Origin of the sequence: Brucella tritici, assembly GCF_008932285.1 — a bacterium.
GTDB classification, from domain to species: domain Bacteria; phylum Pseudomonadota; class Alphaproteobacteria; order Rhizobiales; family Rhizobiaceae; genus Brucella; species Brucella tritici.
The window spans coordinates 343,865-365,432 of sequence record NZ_WBVY01000003.1; the positions used below are offsets into that span (position 1 = coordinate 343,865).

The window sequence follows — 21,568 nt, forward strand, 5'->3', positions numbered from 1 at the left end:
TAGAGAATATCGGGCGGAATCAGTTTTCCGCCCAGGCCTTTATCAAATGGGTTGCAATGGCGCCGGATGGCGGCGCCCGCAACCCATTTTCATGTGTGCCTTCCAGCATTGTCCGCACCTCGGCCTTCGAGAACCAGCGACCGTCTTCCAGCTCCGAGCGGTCGATAGTGAACTCGTCGCTCAAAACCTCGGCATGACATCCGATCATCAGCGAGTAAGGAAACGGCCAGGGCTGGCTCGCATGATAGGCAACGCGACCGATGGAGAGCCCCATTTCCTCCACACTTTCACGGCGCACGGCGGCCTCGATTGTTTCGCCGTGCTCGATAAATCCTGCAAGGCAGGAATAGGAGCCGGGCGCGAAATGGGGCCCGCGTGCCAGAATGCATTTTTCGCCGCGTACCGGCAGCATGATCGCCACCGGATCGGTTCGCGGGAAATGTTCTGCACCGCAGTTGGGGCATTGCCGCTTGGCACCGCCGGCGCGCATGTCGGTTTTTGCACCGCAGCGTCCGCAGAAACGGTAATTGGCATGCCATGCGGTCAGCGCTGCGGCCTGCGCCAGCGCGCCGAGTATGTTGGCGGATACCAGCCCTTCCGTATAGATGCTGCGATAATCCTGTAGGCGGAAAGGTGCTGCCATCGTCTCGGGGTCGAGCGGTGTTGTCAAAGCGACAAGCGGCACGCCATCCTGAAGACCGAGAAAAATCGGTTCGTGAAGATCGGGCGCAAAGTCCTTCGCCTCGCCAAGTCCGAACAAGACCCGCGGGGCTTTTTCATCGGCATAGTCGAGAAGCAGCTTGTTGCTGCCAAGCAGCATGATTCGCGTTTCGGGTAGTTCCAGCGCCGTGAAGGCAGAATCATCCCGTCGCTTTTCGGATTGGCGGTCTATCCTGTTACCGGAAAATCCGACAGATCGGCTCGGTTCGATTTCCGGCAGGTCATAGAGACGGAAAGGCATATCTATCTCGAAATTGTTGGGGGGGGCTAAAGCGCATCCCGAAAAGTGTGAAACGGTTTTCGGAAAAGATGCGCGTGAAAGCAAATTAAAGCGCCGCGCGAATATCGGCAATCAACTGCTGTGCGTCTTTTTCGTCATAGGTTTCGCGGGTTCCGAAACCCCAGACGGGGCCGGGCCAGCCCGCGTCGCCTTCGTTGCGGGCGATAACATGCAGATGTAGCTGCCGAACAATATTGCCGAGCGCACCCGTATTGATCTTCTCACAGCCCGATACGGTCTTGAGCGCCTGCGCAACGATGCCGGTCTCAAAGGTCAGCATGGTCTGGTCGAGCGGCGTCATGTCATGGATTTCAGCTAGGCCAGGACGGCGCGGTACCAGGATCAGCCATGGCCAACGCCGGTCATTCATCAACCGAAGCTCGCACAGGCCGAGCTTGGCGACAGAAAAAGTATCGGCATGAAGCCGTTTATCGAGTTCGAATTGTTCCATAGGCCGACATTTACCAGTTTTTTTCGTCCAGCGCTTGCTTTTTGCTTCACAATTGACGATATGCAAGCCGGGAGGTTGGTGGTGGACGAGCCACTCGCCAACCGGGTCAGGTCCGGAAGGAAGCAGCCCTAACGAGCCACGGCACGGGTCATCGTGCCAGCCTCCCACCCTTTCTCACGACGCCGACGACTGTTGATGGGTTGCCTCTTTGGTTGACGCCGCTCATGCGTCCGGTCCAAACTGGCGACTGAGAAAAAAGCGGAACAGGAAGAACGGAAGGGTCGCTATGGACACAAAATCCGCCGATGGCGCCTATCGCGTTCTCGCCCGCAAATATCGCCCCCAGAATTTCAACGATCTTATCGGCCAGGAGCCGATGGTTCGCACGCTCAAGAACGCGTTCGAGACGGGCCGCATTGCGCAGGCCTGGATGCTCACCGGCGTTCGCGGGGTCGGCAAGACGACCACGGCGCGCATTCTGGCGCGTGCGCTCAATTACAAGACAGATACGATCGACCAGCCGACTATCGATCTTTCCGTGCAGGGCGAAAACTGTCAGGCGATCATGGAAGGCCGTCATGTCGATGTGATCGAGATGGACGCCGCCTCGCATACGGGCATCGATGACATCCGCGAGATCATCGAGCAGGTGCGCTACCGCCCGGTTTCGGCGCGTTATAAAGTCTATATCATCGACGAAGTGCACATGCTCTCCAATCAGGCTTTCAACGGCCTGTTGAAGACGCTGGAAGAGCCGCCGCCGCACGTCAAATTCATCTTTGCCACCACCGAAATCCGAAAGGTTCCGATCACGGTTCTGTCGCGCTGCCAGCGCTTCGATCTGCGCCGCATCGAATCGGGCACGCTGGCGCAGCATCTGCGCCGCATCGCGGAAGCGGAACAGATCGTGGTGGATGATACGTCGCTCGCCATGATCGCACGCGCAGGCGAAGGCTCGGCACGCGATTCGCTGTCGATCTTCGATCAGGCCATCGCGCATGGCGCAGGCACCGTTACGGCGGAAGCGGTGCGCTCCATGCTGGGCCTTGCCGACCGTGCCCGTATCATCGACCTCTTCGAGATGCTGATGCGCGGCGATGTGGCCGGCGCACTGACGGAATTTCGCGCGCAATATGATGTCGGCGCCGACCCGTCGGTTGTGCTGACCGACCTTGCCGATTTCAACCATCTGGTGACACGCCTGCGTTTCACGCCGGATGTGGCAGAAGACGTGTCCCTGTCGGAAGACGAGCGCGTGCGCGGTCGGGAATTCGCGCAGAAACTTTCCGTCCGTGTGCTGTCACGCACCTGGCAAATGTTGCTCAAGGGCATTGCGGAAGTTGATACGGCAACGAGGCCGGTTCAGGCCGCAGAAATGCTTTTGATCCGGCTTGCCCATGCAGCCGATCTGCCGACGCTGGATGAAGCGATCCGTGGTCTCGACAATGGCTCCGTTTCGGTGCCGCGTCCGCAGCCGGGCAATCCGCGACCGAATGGCGGCGGCAGTCAGCCTGAAGCGCGTTTTGCCACCGATACGGTTGGATCGTCTTCGATGGCCCCCGTCTCCGGTGGACCGGCAACGGCCATGCGTATCGTGGAAACGCCGCCGCAGCCGTCTGCCGCGCCGCAGCCTTCGGTGCCGGTCAACAGCCTGCACGATGTCGTCGCACTCGCCGACAAGCACCGCGACATGCAGTTCAAGATTCTGGTCAAGAGCTGTGTGCGCCTTGCATCCATTGCGCCGGGGCGGCTCGAAATCGGCCTGACCGACGACGCGCCAAAATCTTTGCCGAGCGACATTTCGCAACGCCTCCTGAACTGGACCGGCATTCGCTGGGTGGTGACCGTCGCGCGTGATGTGGCGGGGCAGACCATTTCGGAGGCGGAAACGGAACGTCGCGACAATCTGGTGACCGACGCCCGTGCTGATCCCGATGTCGCCGCTATTCTCGCGGCCTTTCCTGGCGCAAAAATCACCGACGTGCGCATTGCCGTGCCGGAACAGAATGACGACGAGGACATTGACCTCGATGCCGTGGCGGAAATCCCCGGCGCACCGTCTGAAGACGACTGATTTACGGAATGATGGAGTGAACCCATGCGTGACATGATGGGCATGATGAAGCAGGCGAAGGAATTGCAGGCCAAGATGAAGGCCATGCAGGACGAGATCGCCACGATGGAAGCCTCGGCCTCATCGGGCGGCGGGCTGGTGACGATCACACTTTCCGGCAAGGGCACCCTGTCGGCGCTGAAGATCGACCCGTCGCTGATGAAGGAAGAAGAGGTTGAAATCCTCGAAGACCTGATTATCGCGGCGCATAACGACGCCAAGGCCAAGCTCGAAGCGGCCATGGCCGAGAAGACGCAGTCGCTCACCGCCGGTCTGCCGATCCCTCCGGGGTTCAAACTGCCGTTCTAAGTGAATAGGGCAGTAAGGCATTAGGGCAGTATGTTTTATCTGCCCGAAACGCTGCTGCCTCTACTTTCCCTATTGCCTTACCGCCCTACTGCCTTATTGCCTTAAAAGATGTCCAAACGAATAGCCGGTCCTGAAATCGAACGTCTCATCCAGCTCCTGGCCCGCGTGCCGGGGCTTGGACCGCGTTCGGCCCGTCGTGCGGCTCTGCACCTCATCAAGAAGAAGGAGGCGCTTCTGGTGCCGCTTGGCGGCGCCATGCAGGAAGCTGCCGAAAAGGTGCGAATCTGTTCGTGCTGCGGCAATGTCGATACGTCCGATCCGTGCACGATCTGCACCGATGGGCGGCGCGATCCCGCTACCCTCATCGTGGTGGAGGATGTTTCCGATCTCTGGGCACTGGAACGGGCAGGCACGATGAATGTGCGCTATCATGTCCTCGGCGGTCGCCTGTCGCCGCTCGATGGCATCGGCCCGGACGATCTCAACATCAAGGGTCTGGTGGAACGGGTTGCCACCGGGGAAATCAAGGAAGTGATTCTCGCGGTCAATGCCACCGTCGAAGGCCAGACCACCGCGCATTACATCACCGACCAGCTATCGAGCTTCGACGTGCGCGTCACGCGGCTTGCGCACGGCGTTCCGGTCGGCGGCGAACTCGATTATCTGGATGAAGGCACGCTGGCTGCCGCCTTGCGGGCACGAACCACGCTTTAGATTTGATGGAGAAACACATGGCTGCAAGCCGTTGGAAGCATGCTTTGAAAACTGCTCTGGGTCTTGCCGTCATTGTTGCTGTTTCTCCCGCCATCGCCGCGCCGTCCAGGGCCCAGATTGAAAGCCAGTATCGCAACTGGCTGGAAAGAGACCTTTGGCCGGAAGCGAAGGCGGCAGGCGTATCCCGCGCCGTGTTCGATCAGGCTTTTGCTGGCGTCTCGATCAACTGGAAGCTGCCGGACCTTGTCATTCCCGGCGAAAAGCCCTCGACACCGAAAGAACAGAAACAGGCGGAATTCGGTGCACCCGGCAAATATTTCAATGCAAAGACTATTGCGTCAGTCACAAGCGGCGGCAAGGCGCGCTATGGCCAATATGCCAATCTCCTGAAACGCATCGAACAGAAATACGGTGTTCCGGGGCCGATCCTGCTTGCTGTATGGGGCCGCGAATCCGGCTTCGGTACGGTGAAGATTCCCTACAATGCCTTTGACGTTCTTGGCACCAAGGCTTTTATGGCCACCCGCAAGGACATGTTCCGCAAGGAACTGATTGCTGCGCTCGAAATCGCTTCCAAGGGCTATATCGACGAAACTGCTATGAAAAGCTCATGGGCGGGCGCGCTCGGCCAGCCGCAATTCATGCCGACTTCCTATCTGAAGCACGCCGTCGATTTCGACGGTGACGGCAAGCGCGACATCTGGAATTCTGTGCCGGATACGCTTGCCTCCATCGCCAATTATCTGAAACTTCATGGCTGGCAGAAGGGGCGCGACTGGGGCTTTGAAGTAAACGTTCCGCAGAACGTCTCCTGTTCGCTGGAAGGGCCGGATCAGGGCAAGACGATTGCCGAATGGGCGAAGCTCGGCATTACGCGGGCGAATGGCAAGCCATTTCCGGCCAATGAAATGAAGGGCGAGGGCTTCCTGCTCATGCCTGCCGGCCGCTATGGTCCGGCCTTCGTCGTGAGCCCAAATTTCTATGTGCTCAAGGACTATAATATGAGCGATCTCTATGCGCTCTTCATAGGCCATGTCGGCGACCGTATCGCCTATGGTGCAGGCGATTTCAGTCGCGCATGGGGCGATGTCGGCTCCATGTATCGTTCCGATATCGGTGCAATGCAGAAACGCATGCAGGCGCTGGGTTATGACGTAGGCAAGCCGGATGGCCTGCCCGGTTTCAAGACTCGTCGCTCCATCGGCCTGTGGCAGGCGAAGAATGGCATGGCGTCAACCTGTTTTCCGCAGCCGGAATTGTTGCGTCAGATTCGCTGATCCGCGCCGCTCAGCAAGCCAGCGAAAGCCTGTAGCGCTTTTGTCCTGTAGCGGTCATTGTGCTGCAGCATGAGAAACTGGCGTTGCGGGAGTGCAAAGTCCGCCTTCATGAGCGTTCCGGCGGCCAGATGCGGGGCGGCGACAAGTTCCGATATGGCCGTCACATAGTCACCAGAGCGCACCGCCGAACAGATAGCCTCGTTCGAGGGGAGTTCAAGCGCCACATGCAGCCGCGCCGGATTATAGCCGGAAGCGCGCATGGCATCCTCGAAAACACTGCGCGTTCCCGATCCCTGCTCGCGCAAGATCCATTTTCCCTCGAAAAGCCGGTCCCAGGTGAGCTTGCCTCCCGTGCCCCAGTCATGATCGGGTCGCGCCACCAGAATAAGCTGGTCGCTTGCAACCTTGCTGATCAATAGGGACGGCGCTTGTACAGCGCCTTCCACCAGACCGATATCGGCAACACCTTCCTCTGTCGCCTCGGTAACGCTTTCGGTGTTTCCAAGCGTCAGCCGCATATCGATCAGCGGATAAGCGGCGTGAAACCGTGCCAGAAAAGACGGCAGCCAATAGCTGGCGATGGTCTGGCTGGCATGAATGGCGAGAATGCCGCGCTTTCCGCCACCAAGCTCCGACAGCATCCGCTCGGCAGAACGGGCGCGAGCGAGCGTGGCGCGCGCCTCGTCCAGAAACATGCGCCCGTCACCGGTCAGCTCGATCCGCCGCCCGATGCGGTTGAAGAGCGTCGCTCCATAGCGATCTTCCATCGTGCGGATAGCCGAACTGACCGCCGAAGGCGTCAGATGCAGGGCTTCCGAGGCTCGCGTAAGGTGCTCACGTTCGGCGACTTCAATGAAAATTCGTAGCTGTTCCAGTGTCATAGCATCTATCGTTCGATTTTTCCGAATGAAATATGACATATAATGAAATGGATTGAACAGGCAAAATCGGGCATCTCATCAGAAAATAATTCTCATACGAGCATTTCCAGCAAAAGTGCGAAGCGGTTTTGCGCGGGACAATGCGAAAAAGCTAACAATCAGATTTGAAATGCCGAAAATGACCTACTCCAAAATCCAGAACATCCTCCCAGGACTTGGCTTGAGCGTTGCCGTCGCAATTGCGGCGATTGGACTTGAAAGAGTCGAAGAACATTATGCAGGGCGCGCCTGGCTCGAAGCGCTGGTGATTGCCATTCTCCTTGGCACGGTCGTGCGGACGTTTTTGCGTCCCGGCAAGCAGTTCAACAAGGGCATCGGCTTTTCCGCCAAGCTTCTTCTGGAAATTGCAGTGGTGTTGCTCGGTGCATCGATCAGCGCCAGTGCGGTGGTGGCTGCAGGTTCGGGGCTCATCTTCGGCATTGCGGGTGTGGTGGTGATTGCTATCACGCTCAGCTATGGGATCGGACGCCTGCTGAAGCTTCCGCATCGCATGGCCGTGCTGGTGGCCTGCGGCAATTCCATTTGCGGCAATTCCGCCATCGCTGCCACCGCGCCGGTTATCGGTGCGGGAAGCGAGGACGTGGCGGCTTCCATTGCCTTCACTGCTATTCTTGGCGTGGTCGTCGTGCTGCTTCTGCCGTTGCTGGTGCCGCTTCTGGGGCTTTCGCACACGCAGTATGGCGTGCTGGCGGGCCTGACCGTCTATGCGGTGCCACAGGTTCTGGCAGCCACTGCTCCCGTCGCGACGATCAGTGTCCAGCTTGGCACGCTGGTAAAGCTCGTGCGCGTGCTGATGCTCGGACCGGTCATTCTCGCGCTGGCGCTTCTTGCCGGAAACAAGGACGCAAACGCCAAGCCTGGCTTCTTCCAACTCGTGCCATGGTTCATCCTCGGCTTCCTTGGCATGATGGCGCTGCATTCGCTGCACCTGATACCGGAATCGATCCTGCCCGGCATTCAATATGCCTCGACCATTCTTACCATCATTTCGATGGCAGCTCTTGGCCTTGGCGTCGATATCCGCTCTGTGGCGTCGGCAGGCGGTCGCGTCACGCTGACTGCGATACTTTCGCTCGTGGCTCTGGGCACCATCAGCCTTGGCCTGATCCATATGCTCAGCGTCGCATAGCTCGATCGGACAATCAAAAGGCTTTCGCGAAATGTGCGAAAGGCCGGGATGGTGACATCCCGGCCTTTCTTCTGCGAGCATTGCGCTTCGATTTGCGTTGGCACCGTTCTCTATGACGTGGTGCTGCAAGATCGTTTACTCGCCAATGTGCGTGTCCCCATTCAATAAAGAAAAAGCCCGCCGAGAGGCGGGCTTTTCCATGTTCAGTCGAAGAGGGAAAGATTAGTTCTTTTCCTGCTTCTTCAGAGCGGCACCGAGGATGTCGCCGAGCGAAGCGCCGGAGTCGGACGAACCGTACTGAGCGACAGCTTCCTTTTCTTCGGCGATTTCGAGCGCCTTGATCGAGACCTGCAGCTTGCGGGTCTTCTTGTCGAAAGCGATGACGCGAGCGTCAACCTTCTGACCGACCGTGAAGCGTTCCGGACGCTGTTCGTCGCGGTCACGCGACAGATCCGAGCGCTTGATGAAGCTGTCGAGGTCGTGATCGACCAGACGAACTTCAAGGCCGCCATCGGTTACTGCGGTGACTTCAACCGTTACAACGGCGTTCTTGCGCAGGTCGCCGGAAGCTGCTGCTTCACCGACCTTGTCGCCGGAAAGCTGCTTGATGCCGAGCGAGATGCGTTCCTTCTCGATGTCAACGTCGAGAACGACAGCCTTAACGACTTCACCCTTGTTGTACTCTTCGATGACCTGTTCGCCCGGACGGTTCCAGTCGAGGTCGGAGAGGTGAACCATGCCGTCAACGTCGCCGTCGAGGCCAATGAACAGGCCGAATTCGGTCTTGTTCTTGACTTCGCCTTCAACAACGGTACCGACAGGGTACTTCTGGGCAAAGGTCGTCCACGGATTGTCGAGGGTCTGCTTGAGGCCGAGCGAGATACGGCGCTTGACCGGATCAACTTCGAGCACAACGACTTCGACTTCCTGCGTGGTGGACAGAATCTTGCCTGGATGGACATTCTTCTTGGTCCACGACATTTCGGAAACGTGGATGAGGCCTTCGATGCCCGGCTCGATTTCGACAAACGCACCGTAGTCGGTGATGTTCGTGACGGTGCCGGTGATCTTTTTGCCGATCGGGTACTTCGCGCCGATGCCATCCCAAGGATCGCTCTCGAGCTGCTTCATGCCGAGCGAGATACGATGGGTTTCCTGGTTGATGCGGATGATCTGCACCTTGACCGTCTGGCCGATGGTGAGGATTTCCGACGGATGGTTGACGCGGCGCCATGCCATGTCGGTCACGTGCAGGAGACCGTCGATGCCGCCGAGGTCAACGAACGCACCGTAATCGGTGATGTTCTTGACGACGCCTTCAACGACCTGACCTTCTTCGAGGTTCTGGACGATTTCCGAACGCTGTTCCGCACGGCTCTCTTCAAGAACGGTACGACGCGAGACAACGATGTTGCCGCGACGCTTGTCCATCTTGAGGATTTCGAACGGTTGCGGGACGTGCATGAGCGGGGTGACGTCGCGGATCGGACGGATGTCGACCTGCGAACGCGGCAGGAAGGCAACTGCGCCGTCGAGGTCGACGGTGAAACCACCCTTGACCTGATTGAAGATGACGCCATCGACGCGCTCGCCATTGGCGAACTTCTGCTCGAGCTTGACCCAGCTTTCTTCACGGCGTGCTTTTTCGCGCGACAGGACAGCTTCGCCCAGAGCGTTTTCGATGCGCTCGACGTAAACTTCCACTTCGTCGCCCGGCTTCAGCGTGCCGTCTTTGCCCTTTGCGCCGAATTCCTTCAGCGGCACGCGGCCTTCGACCTTCAGACCGGCGTCGATGATCGCCATGTCCTTTTCAATGGCTACGATGCGGCCCTTGACGACATAACCTTCAGCGAGGTCGTTCGTTGCAAAGGATTCCGCCAGCAGCGACTCGAAGTCTGCGAGGGATGGATTGAATTCTGACATGAATACTCCTGGTGCATCCGGAAAATTCATCGGATGCGGCGCCGGGGGTTAGTGTTGCGTTATGCCCGACCTCGGCCCCGTCTTTGCAGACAACCGGCGCGTGGAACGCGAAGTCAGGCTTTTCAGTATGAGTGCAGCCTATATAGGTCCGAACTCAGGATAATCCAGCTTTTCGAGGCACAATGAGATCCAAAAAGTCTAAAAACTTGTCGGTTTCATCCCCGATGCTGCGCCAAAGCATGATCGATCAGCTTTTTTGCGGCTAGAAATGCCGCTTCTATACTCATTTCGCTCGTATCTAGCAAGTGCGCGTCTTCAGCGGGCCTCAGCGGAGAATCGATACGGTTCGTGTCGCGTTCGTCGCGCTTCTTGAGGTCGGCCAGGATTTCCGCGAAATCTGCCTTCTCGCCGCGTGCCACGATTTCTTCAAAGCGACGCTCGGCGCGCACTTCCGGCGACGCCGTGACGAACAGCTTTATGGCTGCATCGGGACAGACGACGGTGCCGATATCGCGCCCGTCAAGCACGCTTGAGGGCAGGGCATTGGCGAAACTGCGCTGCGCTTCGACGAGCGCTCGCCGGACCTTCGGCATGACCGCAACCTTCGACGCAGCCTCACCGATTGCATGAGCGGAAAGCACCGCCTTGTCCATCTCGCGCAGATCGAGGTTCAGCGCGACGTCAGCCGCCACCGCTTCATCGTCGAGCGGCAGCCCCTTGTCGATCAGCGCCTTGGCGACGGCGCGATAGGTCAGCCCCGTATCCAGATGCGGCATGCCGTAGTGAATGGCGATGCGCCGGGCAAGGGTTCCCTTGCCCGAGGCGGCTGGTCCGTCGATGGCGACGATGAAGGGGGCGACGACAAACGGCGTCATCGCGCGTCGCTCAGCTCGATCTTTGCGCCCAGTCCCGGCATCATATCCATGAATTCGGGGAAGGACGTGGCGATCATGGTGCTGTCGTCAACCGTCACCGGCTTTTCCGATGCAAGGCCCATGACGAGGAAGCTCATCGCGATACGGTGATCGAGATGGGTTGCGACCGTACCGCCACCCAGTCCCTTGCCGTCGGGGCGACCGCGGACCGTCAGCGACATCTCGCCTTCGGTGCAATCGACGCCATTGGCTTCAAGGCCGCGCGCAACGGCTGCCAGACGGTCCGATTCCTTGACGCGCAGCTCGTCCAGACCGTCCATCACGGTTTCGCCTTCCGCGAAGGCGGCGGCAATCGCCAGAACCGGATATTCGTCGATCATCGACGGGGCGCGTTCCGGCGGAACGACGACGCCCTTGAGCTTCGATGCCTTCACGCGAAGATCGGCGACATCCTCGCCGCCAGCAAGACGGGCATTGAGCACTTCGATATCGGCGCCCATTTCCTGCAGCGTCAGGATCAGGCCGGTACGGGTCGGGTTCATCAGCACGTTGTGGATGGTAACATCCGAACCTTCGACCAGAAGGGCGGCAACAAGCGGGAAGGCCGTCGAGGACGGATCACCCGGCACGTCGATGGTCTGGCCGATAAGCTTGCCCTGGCCGGTGATGCGAATGTGGCGCACGCCATCCTTGTCGGTTTCAACCGAAAGATCGGCGCCAAAGCCCTGCAGCATCTTTTCCGTATGGTCGCGGGTCATGACCGGCTCGATGACGGTGGTGACGCCCGGCGTATTGAGACCGGCGAGCAGCACGGCGGACTTTACCTGCGCGGATGCCATCGGTACGCGGTAGGTGATCGGATTGGCTGTCCTGGGGCCGATCAGCGTCAGCGGCATGCGGTCGCCGTCGGCAGCTTCCACCTGAACGCCCATTTCGCGCAAAGGGTTTAGCACGCGGCCCATCGGGCGCTTGGAAAGCGAGGCGTCGCCGATAAAGGAGGTTTTCATGTCATAGGTGCCGACAAGGCCCATGGTGAGGCGCGCACCGGTTCCGGCATTGCCGAAATCAAGAGCTGCTTCGGGCTGCAACAGGCAACCGTTGCCGACGCCATTGATGATCCAGACATCGCCATCCTTGCGGATTTTCGCGCCCATGGCCTGCATGGCGCGACCGGTATTGATGACGTCTTCGCCTTCCAGAAGGCCGGTGATGCGGGTTTCACCCGATGCAAGACCGCCAAACATGAAGGAACGATGCGAGATGGATTTGTCACCCGGAATGCGGATTTCGCCCGTGAGTGCCTCCGAGCGGCGGGCGGTTGCTGGTTTCGGGGATGCAGAATGGGACATGGATTTTTCACAGTCACATTTTTGGCGCGGACACGCGCCGGGATTGAGAGATAAGCGGGGCTTCCCTAGCATAGTAATATTGTGCGGTCATCCGTGAATACGCGGCGCGGACGACACGGAGAGCCAAGAGTCTGCGCATCCCTTTGCGTTTGGCTTTGACAAACGCGCCAAATTGCGTTTATGCACCGGACAACAATATAAACGTGCTCAAGACTTGCCCCTTGCTATATGGCCCCATGAACAGCATGGTGAAGGGCTATATGCTTCAAGGCAGGCATTCCGGCGCGATTTTATGAATTTGTGTCCCCGTGTGAATTAACGAGGCTAGACGTGGCAAAAGCTGAACTTGGTACCAAGCGTATCGACCCGGAAACGGGCAAGAAATTTTACGATCTCAATCGCGATCCGATCGTTTCGCCTTACACTGGCATTTCCTATCCGCGCTCCTATTTCGACTCCACGCTTGAAAGCCGTGTTGTCGAAGAGGAAACCGAAGAGGAAGAACTGGATACCGCGCTCGAAAAGCCGGAATTCGTCTCGCTCGAGGATGCCGACGACGAAACCAAGGGCAGCGGCGACGATCTGCCGGATATGGACGACGACGATGTCGACCTCGGCGACGACGATGACGACACCTTCCTCGAAGAAGAGGAAGACGAGGACGACGACATGTCGGGCATTCTCGGCGGTGGCGTCGGCGGCGAAGACGAAGAAGGCTGATCTGTTACACAGATCAAGACCTGATGCTTTTGCGAGGCGACCTTCGGGTCGCCTCGTTGCGTTTTAAGCGCCTCCCGGATGGGGGCTTCGGCGTGATCTGTGAATTATTTTTGGCAGATGTGAAAAGAGTTGCGATTTAGCTCTTGATCTTCTGGCGAACGCCATTTAATAAGCCGCCACACCGGGCAGCAAGTCCTGCCTGATGTGCCTCGAAAGAGGTCTGATGGGGCCATAGCTCAGCTGGGAGAGCGCCTGCATGGCATGCAGGAGGTCAGCGGTTCGATCCCGCTTGGCTCCACCAAATTCCCTTCCCATAAAGCCTGAACATACAGCATATCGGTCGGCGCAATAGCTGTCGTTGGACAATGACTGTTCGTGCGCTATGTCGTTTCCCATGACAGAAATGATCTTGGCGACATTCGACTGGGTTCCCAAAATGCCACGCGGCTTCGTCCGCGATCTTCGCGTGCGCTGGGCGCTGGAAGAAGCCGGGCTGCCCTATCGTGTCGAAGGCGTTCCGTTCAAGAATCGCGGGCCAGAACATTTCACCCATCAGCCTTTCGGGCAGGTGCCATGGCTGATCGATGGCGATATGTCGGTCTTTGAAAGCGGCGCCATCCTGCTTCATATTGCGGAGAAGAGCGACACGCTGTTGCCGCCTGATCCGAGGGCGCGAAACGAAGTCATACAATGGCTCTTTGCAGCACTGAATTCGGTAGAAATGGCTGCCTTGCCGCTCGCCCTTTATAAATTCACCGGTGATGAAGAGCCGACACCGGGGCGTCAGCTCATGGACAGTTTTCTGGCCGGTCGGCTTGGCCATATGGAACAGGCGCTATCAGGCCGCGAATGGCTGACGGAGCAATTTTCGGTTGCCGATATTCTGATGGCCGACGTGTTGCGTCTGGTCGATCATTTTGACGGTCTGGCGCAGCATCCGACCTGCCGGGCCTATGTCGAACGTGCCATGGCGCGGCCTGCATTCCAGAAAGCCTATGCCGACCAGATGGAACATTTCGCTGCGGCGGACTGATATCCCGGCGAAATTCTCACGTCATGGTGAATTTCACGCCCAAGTTGCGCTCGACAACTCCCCAGAAATTGGTAAACAGGATCTCGGCGAAGTAATTTATCAGTGCTATTTTGAATGAACAGGCTGCCAGATTTCGATGGATTACGATTTTTATTATGTATGGGAATCACCGTTTTCCATTTTTCTTTCCGCATTTCGGTGCAGAATGAGACATTGAATGATTTTATATTAACTTTTGCTTATTTTACTGATGTCTTCTTTATTGTCTCTGGGCTGTTTCTGGCAAGACGACGAAATTATCTCTGGAGCGGGCCCCGTTACGTGGCTTTTGTCGGAAGGCGGCTGGCGCGGATTTATCCGCTGCACGTGGTGGCTTTCTCGTGCTTTGTGCTTCTCTCCGTCCTGACGACAGCGGGAATCCTGCATCCTTCGGGTAACCCCAGCACAAGCTGGCGCGATGGGCTCACTCAGTTGCTGCTGATCCACAATTGGGGTCTGGGACACACGTCGTCCTACAATTATGTCAGTTGGTCGCTGAGTGCCCTTTTCGCGATGTATCTGGCTTTTCCGCTGTTCGATATGTTGTGCCGTCGTTTCGGGAGCTGGGTTCTTGTCGGCGTAATCGTGGCCATTATCGGCGGTGAATATCTGGCGCAAAAGCTCGGCGTGTTGTCACTGACCCGCATTCAATTGTCTGCTGTGGGTGTGTTCCGGACCTTGCCGTCCTTTCTCTTCGGCATGTGGCTTGCAAGGCGAACGCATCCTGCAATGCCAGCAGCGGCAATCAAGATATTGCTGGCCGTTTGCCTGATCGTCTTTGTGTCCTATCATCCGGGAAACGGGCCGGGTGAACCCAATACGCTCGAAGGTCCCTGGCGGCTGGGATTTCTCTATGCGGGTATCTATGTGCTCTATCTTGCGTCCAGTCAGGGCATTTATACGCCGCTACAGTGGCATGGACTGACAAAACTCTCCCGTTACAGTTTCGGTATTTTCATTCTTCATCCGCTGGTGGGAATGATGTTTTTCAGAATGACCCCGGAGCGATGGGAGGAGACGACAGCAGGCGCAGTCATGCTGCTTACCGGAGCTGTTCTTGCAAGCCTGATGACCGCTATCGCCGCATATCACCTGTTCGAAAATCCCGTTCAACGCTGGCTGGTGCAGAGAATCGACGCCTGGGCCGGCAGGTTCGAAGGCCCAGGTGAATTTTCTGAGGCTGCGAGAGACAGACTGCCCGTCTCCCGATAGGCAGGTATCCTCACCGGCTCGATCAGGCGGTGCGCGTCGTGCCGCTATCCTGACGCATCAGATAGAGCGATGCACCCACGATCAGGACAGCTCCCGGCCAGAAATTGATGCTTGGCGTGGCAGCAAACACGATCCAGCCGAAAATCACGTTGATCGGCAGCCTCAGATCGTCGAACGGCTGCAGGTAGACAGCGTCCGCCACCGCATAGGCTGCCGTCTGGAAATATTGTGCCAGAGCCGTGAAAGCGCCGATGATGACCAATATGGACCAGATTTCGATGGTCGGTGCGGTGATTGCGGACATGCCCAAGCCGGATGCCAGCCAAAGGGCGGCGTTGATGGGCGTGAGAAGCACCAGCATATAGGCCGAAATGCTGGCAGGCTTTTCGAAACGGGTCAGATATTTGGTCATCACCGAATATCCCGCCCAAAGTGCCGCGGCGAGGACGGGCAGCAGTGAATAGACCGTATAGGAATCCGACCAGGGTGCGATGATGATCAAGGCTCCGACAAATCCGGTGAATGTGGTCATCAGGCGTGTTGGCGTGACCTTTTCCCGCAGAAACAGCCGTGCGCACAGGATGACGAAGAAGGGTGAGGTAATGGACAGGGCGACCACCTGCCAGATTGGCACATGGGTCAGAGCGTAAATCCAGACCTGTACGCCAGCGGCAGCCAGCGCGACGCGAATGACGTGAAGACCGAAATGGCTGGTGCGCAAGGCTCTCGCGCCATCGCGAACGAGCAGGGGCAAGGTCAGCACCAGCGCGATCACATATTGCCAGAAGGCGATGATGACGGATGGAATGCCGGTGCGTGTTCCGGCCCATTGGGTGGCGACATTGACGGCGGCATAGGCCGAACAGGCCGCAACCATCAGTGCTGCTCCGCGCACGGTGGGTTTCAAAGTTGGGGTAGAGGCAAGTTGGCTCAACGGTTTCGTCCCTTTTTTAAGCCTGTTACCTCAGGGTACGGGAAGAAAAACTGCAGGACGAAGACGGCAAGCCGTCCAGCCGAGCATGATTCCAACCTCGTTCTCTCTCATCCGGACTATGACCGTCGGCTTCGGATTTGCACCGAATCTGCTGACCCTGTCACGTTTGCCGTGTCAGGCGCTCGCGGGCTTCGGGTGTTTCACCCGTTACCGCCGGTGGGGAGTTTCGCCCCGCCCTGAGAACTGGATATTTCTTTTGCGTCGAAAGGCATCAGGATGCTTCCGGCGCGGGCTGTAGTTAGGTTACGCTTTCCCATAAAGCAAGATGCACAGTAGGTTCGGCCTGTTTGTCCGGCAATCACAATTGGAGCATTTCCAGCAAAAGTGCGAAGCGGTTTTGCGTGGGATAATGCGACGAAGCAAATATTCGAGCGGTTCCAGTGTCTCCGTTTGGGCCGAACCGCTCGAGGTGCGGGCAATACGGTTCCTTTGATGGGCCATCCATGGGAAAAGCATGGACGTATCGGAAACTCTCTTTTAGAAACTCGTGACGGAGTTGATCGGGAGAGGGTCTGGCTCCGCATGGTTCTGGGAGGAATGATGAGCACCAACGCAGTCCCCACGCAGTTTTCGCATGACCATCCGCTGTGGCAACCGGACGCTGGGCGCATTGCCGCCAGCAATCTGGAACAATTCCGCATTCGCGCAGAACAGCGCACGGATCTGAGCCTGCCGGACTACACTGCGCTGCATCGCTGGTCTGTCGAGGATCGCGGCGGGTTCTGGCAGCTTGTGTGGGATTTCTGCGAGGTTATCGGCGAGCGTGGCAGCACGGCCCTTGTCGATAAAGGCCATATGCGTGACGCAAAATTCTTCCCCGAGGCACGGCTCAATTTCGCCGAGAACCTGCTGCGCCATGAGGGGGACGAGGAAGCCATCGTCTTTCGCGGTGAGGACAAGGTCGAGCGCCGCCTGACATGGGACGATCTTCACGCGCTGGTCTCGAAACTGCAGCAGTTCATGCTGGCGGAGGGAGTTCAGCCGGGCGACCGCGTGGCGGGGATGATGCCCAATATGCCGGAGGCTGTGGCCCTGATGCTGGCTGCTTCGTCCATCGGCGCGGTCTGGTCTTCCTGCTCGCCGGATTTCGGCGTGCAGGGCGTGCTGGATCGTTTCGGCCAGATCGAACCGAAGCTTTTCTTCGCCTGCGATGGCTATTGGTATAATGGCAAGCGCATCGACGTTGCCGACAAGGTTGCTGAAGTGACGGCAAAACTGCCGGGGCTGAAGCGCTCCGTCATCGTGACTTATCTCGGCGAAGCGGAAACCGTCGCCGCGAAGGCGGAAAAGGGCATGTCGCTCGACGCGGCTCTGGAGCCATTCAAGGCCAGGGACGTGGAATTCACGCGGCTCCCCTTCGATCATCCGCTTTATATCCTGTTTTCCTCCGGCACGACGGGCATACCGAAATGTATCGTGCACCGGGCTGGCGGCGTGCTGCTGCAGCACCTGAAGGAACACCGCCTTCATGCGGATATTCGCGACGGCGACCGTTTCTTCTATTTCACCACCTGCGGCTGGATGATGTGGAACTGGCTGGCTTCGGGCATCGCCTCCGGCGCCACGCTTCTGCTCTATGACGGTTCGCCTTTCTATCCCGATGGCAATGTATTGTTCGATTATGCCGCCGCCGAGGGCATGACCTATTTCGGTACTTCGGCGAAATTCATCGACGCCGTTTTGAAAGCCGGCCTGAAGCCCGGCGAAACGCATGATCTGTCGGCGCTGCGCACCGTCTCCTCGACCGGCTCGCCGCTATCGCCGGAAGGCTTTGCCTTCGTCTATGAAGCGATCAAGCCGGACGTGCATCTCGCGTCCATTTCCGGCGGTACGGATATCGTGTCCTGCTTTGTGCTGGGCGTTCCGACCGAACCGGTCTGGCTGGGCGAAATTCAGGGGGCTGGCCTTGGCATGGCCGTCGATGTCTGGAACGACGATGGCAAGCCGGTGCGCCGCGAAAAAGGCGAACTGGTCTGCACCAGGGCATTCCCCTGCATGCCGCTGCAATTCTGGAACGATCCGGATGGGGTGAAATATCAGGCTGCCTATTTCGAGCGTTTCGACAATATCTGGTGCCATGGCGATTTTGCCGAATGGACCGAGCATGACGGCATCGTCATCCATGGTCGTTCGGATGCGACGCTCAATCCCGGCGGCGTGCGTATCGGTACGGCGGAGATTTACAATCAGGTCGAGCAGATGCCGGAGATCGCCGAGGCGCTCTGCATCGGGCAGGACTGGGACAAGGATGTGCGGGTGGTGCTGTTCGTGCGGCTCGCCGAAGGTGTGACGCTGGACGACGACCTCAAGGCGCGCATCAAGACCAAGATTCGGACTGGTGCCACGCCACGTCACGTTCCGGCAAAGATCGTTGCGGTTGCTGATATTCCGCGCACCAAGTCGGGAAAGATCGTGGAACTTGCAGTGCGCGATATCGTGCACGGGCGCGACGTGAAGAACCGCGAAGCGCTTGCCAACCCGGAAGCGCTGGAGCTTTATCGGGATATTGTAGAGCTTCAAGGGGATTGATTTTGTTGCCGGATAACGAGCGCAACAAAATTTCGTTATCCGGTAATAAATAGCCACAGAACGCCACGTAAAGCCATTGCCTATTTGAAATTCACGGGACACTCTGGCCTGAACATAGCCCATCGCGAAAGCGGTGGTTGCCGGGCAGAACTTGTGGAGGACGAGTATGTTTGCATCGGGCCAAAATTGGGGGGGCATGAATTTCGGTCTTGGCGAGGAGATCGAAGCCCTTCGCGATACGGTGCGCCGTTTTGCGGAAAGCCGCATTGCGCCGCTGGCCGCTGAAACCGACCGCAACAATGCATTTCCCATGCATCTTTGGCGTGAATTGGGTGAGCTTGGCGTACTCGGCATTACGGCGCCCGAAGAATACGGCGGCGCGGGCATGGGCTATCTCGCCCATTGCATTGCGATGGAAGAAATCAGCCGCGCTTCCGCTTCCATCGGCCTCAGCTATGGCGCGCATTCCAATCTCTGCGTCAACCAGATCAAGCGAAACGGTTCTCCCGAGCAGCGCGCGAAATATCTGCCAAAACTTATTTCCGGCGAGCATGTCGGCGCGCTCGCCATGTCCGAGCCGGGTGCCGGTTCCGATGTCGTTTCGATGAAACTTGCCGCCGAGAAACGCGGCGACCGTTACGTTCTCAACGGCAACAAGATGTGGATCACCAACGGCCCGGATGCAGATGTGCTGGTGGTTTATGCCAAGACTGATCCGTCGGCAGGTCCGCGCGGCATCAGCGCCTTCATCGTTGAAAAAACTTTCAAGGGATTTTCGACCGCGCAGAAGCTCGACAAGCTCGGCATGCGCGGTTCCAATACCTGTGAACTGGTGTTCGAGGATTGCGAAGTGCCTGCCGAAAACCTGCTCGGGGCAGAAGGCAAGGGCGTCAATGTGCTGATGTCCGGCCTCGATTATGAGCGTGTGGTGCTGGCGGGTGGCCCGCTCGGCATCATGGCGGCCTGTCTCGATGTCGTGGTGCCTTATGTGCATGAGCGCAAGCAGTTCGATCAGCCGATTGGCGAGTTCCAGTTGATGCAGGGCAAGCTTGCCGACATGTATGTGATCTTCAACGCCTCGCGCGCCTACACTTATGCGGTGGCGGCGGCCTGCGACCGGGGCGAGACGTCGCGCAAGGATGCGGCGGGTTGCATTCTCTACACGGCGGAAAATGCGACGCAGATGGCCTTGCAGGCGATCCAGTCCCTCGGCGGCAACGGCTACATCAATGACTATCCCACGGGCCGCCTTTTGCGCGATGCGAAGCTCTATGAGATCGGTGCGGGCACGTCAGAAATCCGGCGCATGCTGATCGGACGGGAACTCTTTCAGGAGACCCGTTGATGGCGGTTCTGAAATCGGAAATCTCCACGCGCAGCGCCAGCTTCGAGGCCAACCGCAAGGCCATGCTGGCGGCGATCGACGTGGTGGGTGAAGCTTCCCAGATTGCACTCGATGGCGGTGGCGAGAAAGCACGCGAGCGCCATATTGCACGCGGCAAACTGCTACCGCGCGAGCGCGTGGCGCAATTGCTCGATCCGGGTTCGCCTTTTCTCGAAGTGGGGCTGACGGCAGCGCATGGCATGTATGGCAATGCTGCCCCTTCGGGTGGCATCATCACCGGCATCGGGCGGGTATCGGGCCGTGATTGCATGATCGTCTGCAATGATGCGACGGTGAAGGGCGGCACCTATTATCCGGTCACGGTGAAGAAGCACCTGCGCGCGCAGGAAATCGCGGGCGAAAATCGCCTGCCCTGCATTTATCTGGTCGATTCCGGCGGCGCGAACCTGCCCAATCAGGACGAGGTTTTTCCGGATCGCGACCATTTCGGACGCATCTTTTATAATCAGGCGCAGATGTCGGCGGCAGGCATTCCGCAGGTCGCCGTGGTCATGGGTTCGTGTACGGCGGGTGGTGCCTACGTGCCTGCCATGAGCGACGAAACGGTGATCGTGCGGGGTCAGGGCACGATCTTTCTGGCTGGCCCTCCGCTGGTGAAAGCTGCAACCGGCGAAGTGGTGACGGCGGAAGACCTTGGCGGCGGCGATGTGCACACGCGGCTTTCCGGCGTGGCCGACCATCTGGCCAATGACGACGCCCATGCATTGCAGATCGCGCGCGCCATTGCCGCCAATCTCAACAGCGAGAAGCGTGAGTTTATCCCAAGAGGTGATGGCGGTGCGCCGCTTTACGACCCGGAGGAAATTCTGGGCGTTGTTTCCGCCGATACGCGCATTCCCTATGATGTGCGCGAAGTGATCGCGCGGCTGGTCGACGGGTCGGATTTCGATGAGTTCAAGGCGCGCTACGGCACCACTTTGGTCTGCGGTTTTGCCAGCGTCTACGGTATGCCGGTCGGGATTATTGCCAATAACGGCGTGCTGTTTTCCGAAGCGGCGCTCAAAGGCGCGCATTTCATCGAGCTTTGCTGCCAGCGCAATATTCCGCTGGTGTTTTTGCAGAACATCACCGGCTTCATGGTCGGGCGCAAATATGAAGCCGAGGGCATCGCGAAACACGGCGCCAAGCTGGTAACGGCGGTGGCGACGGCCAATGTGCCGAAGATCACCATGCTGATCGGCGCATCCTATGGCGCGGGCAATTACGGCATGGCGGGGCGGGCCTATTCGCCGCGTTTCCTGTGGACCTGGCCGAACAACCGCATCGCGGTGATGGGCGGCGAGCAGGCGGCTGGCGTGTTGGCAACCGTCAAGCGCGACGGGATCGAGCGCACCGGCGGCACATGGTCGGCGGATGAGGAGGCGGAGTTCAAGCGCCCGACGCTGGAGATGTTCGAGCGCCAGAGCCACCCGCTTTATGCCTCGGCGCGGCTTTGGGATGACGGCATCGTCGATCCGCGCAAGAGCCGCGAAGTGCTCGGTCTGTCGCTTTCCGCCACGCTGAACGCGCCGGTCGAGCCGACGCGTTTTGGCATCTTCAGAATGTAGGAAGACAA

Annotated in this window: 18 protein-coding genes, 1 tRNA gene, 1 other RNA gene and 1 riboswitch; of the genes, 13 read left to right on the forward strand and 7 right to left on the reverse strand. The window is 58.5% G+C overall.

Going from position 1 to position 21,568, the window contains the following annotated elements; translation table 11 throughout:
- Window positions 1-19: 19 nt before the first annotated feature.
- A complete protein-coding gene (nudC, locus tag F9K94_RS11520; RefSeq protein ID WP_151645734.1) occupies window positions 20-961 on the reverse strand; it encodes an NAD(+) diphosphatase in 942 nt (313 codons plus the stop codon).
- Window positions 962-1,046: 85 nt separating this feature from the next.
- Window positions 1,047-1,451 (reverse strand): HIT domain-containing protein, encoded by a 405-nt coding sequence (locus tag F9K94_RS11525; RefSeq protein WP_151645736.1) that lies wholly within the window; start codon window positions 1,449-1,451, stop codon window positions 1,047-1,049.
- Window positions 1,452-1,521: 70 nt separating this feature from the next.
- Between F9K94_RS11525 and ffs the strand changes: the two genes are divergently transcribed.
- The 5 genes from ffs (at window position 1,522) to F9K94_RS11550 (ending at window position 5,864) form a co-directional block, all read left to right on the forward strand.
- Window positions 1,522-1,619, forward strand: an RNA gene (gene ffs / locus F9K94_RS11530) — signal recognition particle sRNA small type.
- Window positions 1,620-1,737: 118 nt separating this feature from the next.
- On the forward strand, window positions 1,738-3,525 hold the full coding sequence (locus F9K94_RS11535; RefSeq protein WP_151645738.1) for a DNA polymerase III subunit gamma/tau: 1,788 nt from the start codon (window positions 1,738-1,740) through the stop codon (window positions 3,523-3,525).
- A 24-nt stretch (window positions 3,526-3,549) separates the two neighbouring features.
- Complete coding sequence (locus tag F9K94_RS11540) at window positions 3,550-3,873, forward strand: YbaB/EbfC family nucleoid-associated protein (RefSeq protein ID WP_010657829.1); 324 nt, start codon at window positions 3,550-3,552, stop codon at window positions 3,871-3,873.
- Between the two features lie 108 nt (window positions 3,874-3,981).
- The gene (gene recR, locus F9K94_RS11545) at window positions 3,982-4,587 is read left to right on the forward strand and encodes a recombination mediator RecR (RefSeq protein WP_151645740.1); all 606 of its coding nucleotides are present in this window, start codon (window positions 3,982-3,984) and stop codon (window positions 4,585-4,587) included.
- Window positions 4,588-4,604: 17 nt separating this feature from the next.
- Complete coding sequence (locus tag F9K94_RS11550) at window positions 4,605-5,864, forward strand: lytic murein transglycosylase (protein WP_151645742.1); 1,260 nt, start codon at window positions 4,605-4,607, stop codon at window positions 5,862-5,864.
- Here the strand turns inward: F9K94_RS11550 and F9K94_RS11555 are convergent.
- Window positions 5,852-6,745: a LysR family transcriptional regulator gene (locus tag F9K94_RS11555; RefSeq protein ID WP_061345215.1), complete on the reverse strand. Its 894-nt coding sequence runs from the start codon at window positions 6,743-6,745 to the stop codon at window positions 5,852-5,854. The two genes, F9K94_RS11550 and F9K94_RS11555, sit on opposite strands and share 13 nt — an antisense overlap.
- A gap of 169 nt (window positions 6,746-6,914) precedes the next feature.
- Between F9K94_RS11555 and F9K94_RS11560 the strand changes: the two genes are divergently transcribed.
- On the forward strand, window positions 6,915-7,934 hold the full coding sequence (locus F9K94_RS11560; RefSeq protein ID WP_192799297.1) for a YeiH family protein: 1,020 nt from the start codon (window positions 6,915-6,917) through the stop codon (window positions 7,932-7,934).
- A gap of 222 nt (window positions 7,935-8,156) precedes the next feature.
- Here F9K94_RS11560 and rpsA read toward each other — a convergent pair whose 3' ends face one another.
- The 3 genes from rpsA to aroA all read right to left on the reverse strand — a co-directional run bounded on the left by rpsA (window position 8,157) and on the right by aroA (window position 12,081).
- Entirely contained in the window at window positions 8,157-9,857 is a 1,701-nt protein-coding gene (rpsA, locus tag F9K94_RS11565) for a 30S ribosomal protein S1 (protein ID WP_061344723.1), read from the reverse strand.
- 215 nt (window positions 9,858-10,072) lie between these two features.
- Entirely contained in the window at window positions 10,073-10,732 is a 660-nt protein-coding gene (gene cmk / locus F9K94_RS11570) for a (d)CMP kinase (protein ID WP_151645744.1), read from the reverse strand.
- Entirely contained in the window at window positions 10,729-12,081 is a 1,353-nt protein-coding gene (gene aroA / locus F9K94_RS11575; RefSeq protein WP_151645746.1) for a 3-phosphoshikimate 1-carboxyvinyltransferase, read from the reverse strand. Before aroA ends, cmk begins: the two co-directional genes overlap by 4 nt.
- A 330-nt stretch (window positions 12,082-12,411) precedes the next feature.
- Between aroA and F9K94_RS11580 the strand changes: the two genes are divergently transcribed.
- The 4 genes from F9K94_RS11580 to F9K94_RS11595 all read left to right on the forward strand — a co-directional run bounded on the left by F9K94_RS11580 (window position 12,412) and on the right by F9K94_RS11595 (window position 15,085).
- A complete protein-coding gene (locus F9K94_RS11580; RefSeq protein ID WP_061344726.1) occupies window positions 12,412-12,801 on the forward strand; it encodes a TIGR02300 family protein in 390 nt (129 codons plus the stop codon).
- Window positions 12,802-13,026: 225 nt separating this feature from the next.
- Window positions 13,027-13,102: transfer RNA gene (locus F9K94_RS11585), tRNA-Ala, on the forward strand.
- 93 nt (window positions 13,103-13,195) lie between these two features.
- On the forward strand, window positions 13,196-13,834 hold the full coding sequence (locus F9K94_RS11590) for a glutathione S-transferase family protein (RefSeq protein ID WP_151645748.1): 639 nt from the start codon (window positions 13,196-13,198) through the stop codon (window positions 13,832-13,834).
- Window positions 13,835-13,948: 114 nt separating this feature from the next.
- The gene (locus tag F9K94_RS11595; protein ID WP_151645750.1) at window positions 13,949-15,085 is read left to right on the forward strand and encodes an acyltransferase family protein; all 1,137 of its coding nucleotides are present in this window, start codon (window positions 13,949-13,951) and stop codon (window positions 15,083-15,085) included.
- Window positions 15,086-15,107: 22 nt separating this feature from the next.
- Here F9K94_RS11595 and F9K94_RS11600 read toward each other — a convergent pair whose 3' ends face one another.
- On the reverse strand, window positions 15,108-16,019 hold the full coding sequence (locus F9K94_RS11600; RefSeq protein ID WP_268906957.1) for a DMT family transporter: 912 nt from the start codon (window positions 16,017-16,019) through the stop codon (window positions 15,108-15,110).
- Between the two features lie 95 nt (window positions 16,020-16,114).
- A riboswitch (FMN riboswitch) is annotated at window positions 16,115-16,267 on the reverse strand.
- 352 nt (window positions 16,268-16,619) lie between these two features.
- Between F9K94_RS11600 and F9K94_RS11605 the strand changes: the two genes are divergently transcribed.
- The 3 genes from F9K94_RS11605 (at window position 16,620) to F9K94_RS11615 (ending at window position 21,560) form a co-directional block, all read left to right on the forward strand.
- Window positions 16,620-18,608, forward strand: coding sequence for an acetoacetate--CoA ligase (locus F9K94_RS11605; protein WP_151645752.1), 1,989 nt, complete (start codon window positions 16,620-16,622; stop codon window positions 18,606-18,608).
- Window positions 18,609-18,774: 166 nt separating this feature from the next.
- Complete coding sequence (locus F9K94_RS11610; RefSeq protein ID WP_151645754.1) at window positions 18,775-19,953, forward strand: isovaleryl-CoA dehydrogenase; 1,179 nt, start codon at window positions 18,775-18,777, stop codon at window positions 19,951-19,953.
- Window positions 19,953-21,560, forward strand: coding sequence for a carboxyl transferase domain-containing protein (locus F9K94_RS11615; RefSeq protein WP_151645756.1), 1,608 nt, complete (start codon window positions 19,953-19,955; stop codon window positions 21,558-21,560). Before F9K94_RS11610 ends, F9K94_RS11615 begins: the two co-directional genes overlap by 1 nt.
- Window positions 21,561-21,568 lie beyond the last annotated feature (8 nt).

Bases quoted from the DNA above. Each gene is read 5' to 3' on its own strand.
- F9K94_RS11595 (WP_151645750.1), top strand. From the start codon at position 13,949: ATGAACAGGCTGCCAGATTTCGATGGATTACGATTTTTATTATGTATG.
- F9K94_RS11550 (WP_151645742.1), top strand. From the start codon at position 4,605: ATGGCTGCAAGCCGTTGGAAGCATGCTTTGAAAACTGCTCTGGGTCTT.
- nudC (WP_151645734.1), bottom strand. From the start codon at position 961: ATGCCTTTCCGTCTCTATGACCTGCCGGAAATCGAACCGAGCCGATCT.
- rpsA (WP_061344723.1), bottom strand. From the start codon at position 9,857: ATGTCAGAATTCAATCCATCCCTCGCAGACTTCGAGTCGCTGCTGGCG.
- F9K94_RS11555 (WP_061345215.1), bottom strand. From the start codon at position 6,745: ATGACACTGGAACAGCTACGAATTTTCATTGAAGTCGCCGAACGTGAG.
- F9K94_RS11560 (WP_192799297.1), top strand. From the start codon at position 6,915: ATGCCGAAAATGACCTACTCCAAAATCCAGAACATCCTCCCAGGACTT.
- aroA (WP_151645746.1), bottom strand. From the start codon at position 12,081: ATGTCCCATTCTGCATCCCCGAAACCAGCAACCGCCCGCCGCTCGGAG.
- F9K94_RS11605 (WP_151645752.1), top strand. From the start codon at position 16,620: ATGAGCACCAACGCAGTCCCCACGCAGTTTTCGCATGACCATCCGCTG.
- cmk (WP_151645744.1), bottom strand. From the start codon at position 10,732: ATGACGCCGTTTGTCGTCGCCCCCTTCATCGTCGCCATCGACGGACCA.
- F9K94_RS11610 (WP_151645754.1), top strand. From the start codon at position 18,775: ATGTTTGCATCGGGCCAAAATTGGGGGGGCATGAATTTCGGTCTTGGC.
- recR (WP_151645740.1), top strand. From the start codon at position 3,982: ATGTCCAAACGAATAGCCGGTCCTGAAATCGAACGTCTCATCCAGCTC.
- F9K94_RS11615 (WP_151645756.1), top strand. From the start codon at position 19,953: ATGGCGGTTCTGAAATCGGAAATCTCCACGCGCAGCGCCAGCTTCGAG.
- F9K94_RS11525 (WP_151645736.1), bottom strand. From the start codon at position 1,451: ATGGAACAATTCGAACTCGATAAACGGCTTCATGCCGATACTTTTTCT.
- F9K94_RS11540 (WP_010657829.1), top strand. From the start codon at position 3,550: ATGCGTGACATGATGGGCATGATGAAGCAGGCGAAGGAATTGCAGGCC.
- F9K94_RS11590 (WP_151645748.1), top strand. From the start codon at position 13,196: ATGACAGAAATGATCTTGGCGACATTCGACTGGGTTCCCAAAATGCCA.
- F9K94_RS11535 (WP_151645738.1), top strand. From the start codon at position 1,738: ATGGACACAAAATCCGCCGATGGCGCCTATCGCGTTCTCGCCCGCAAA.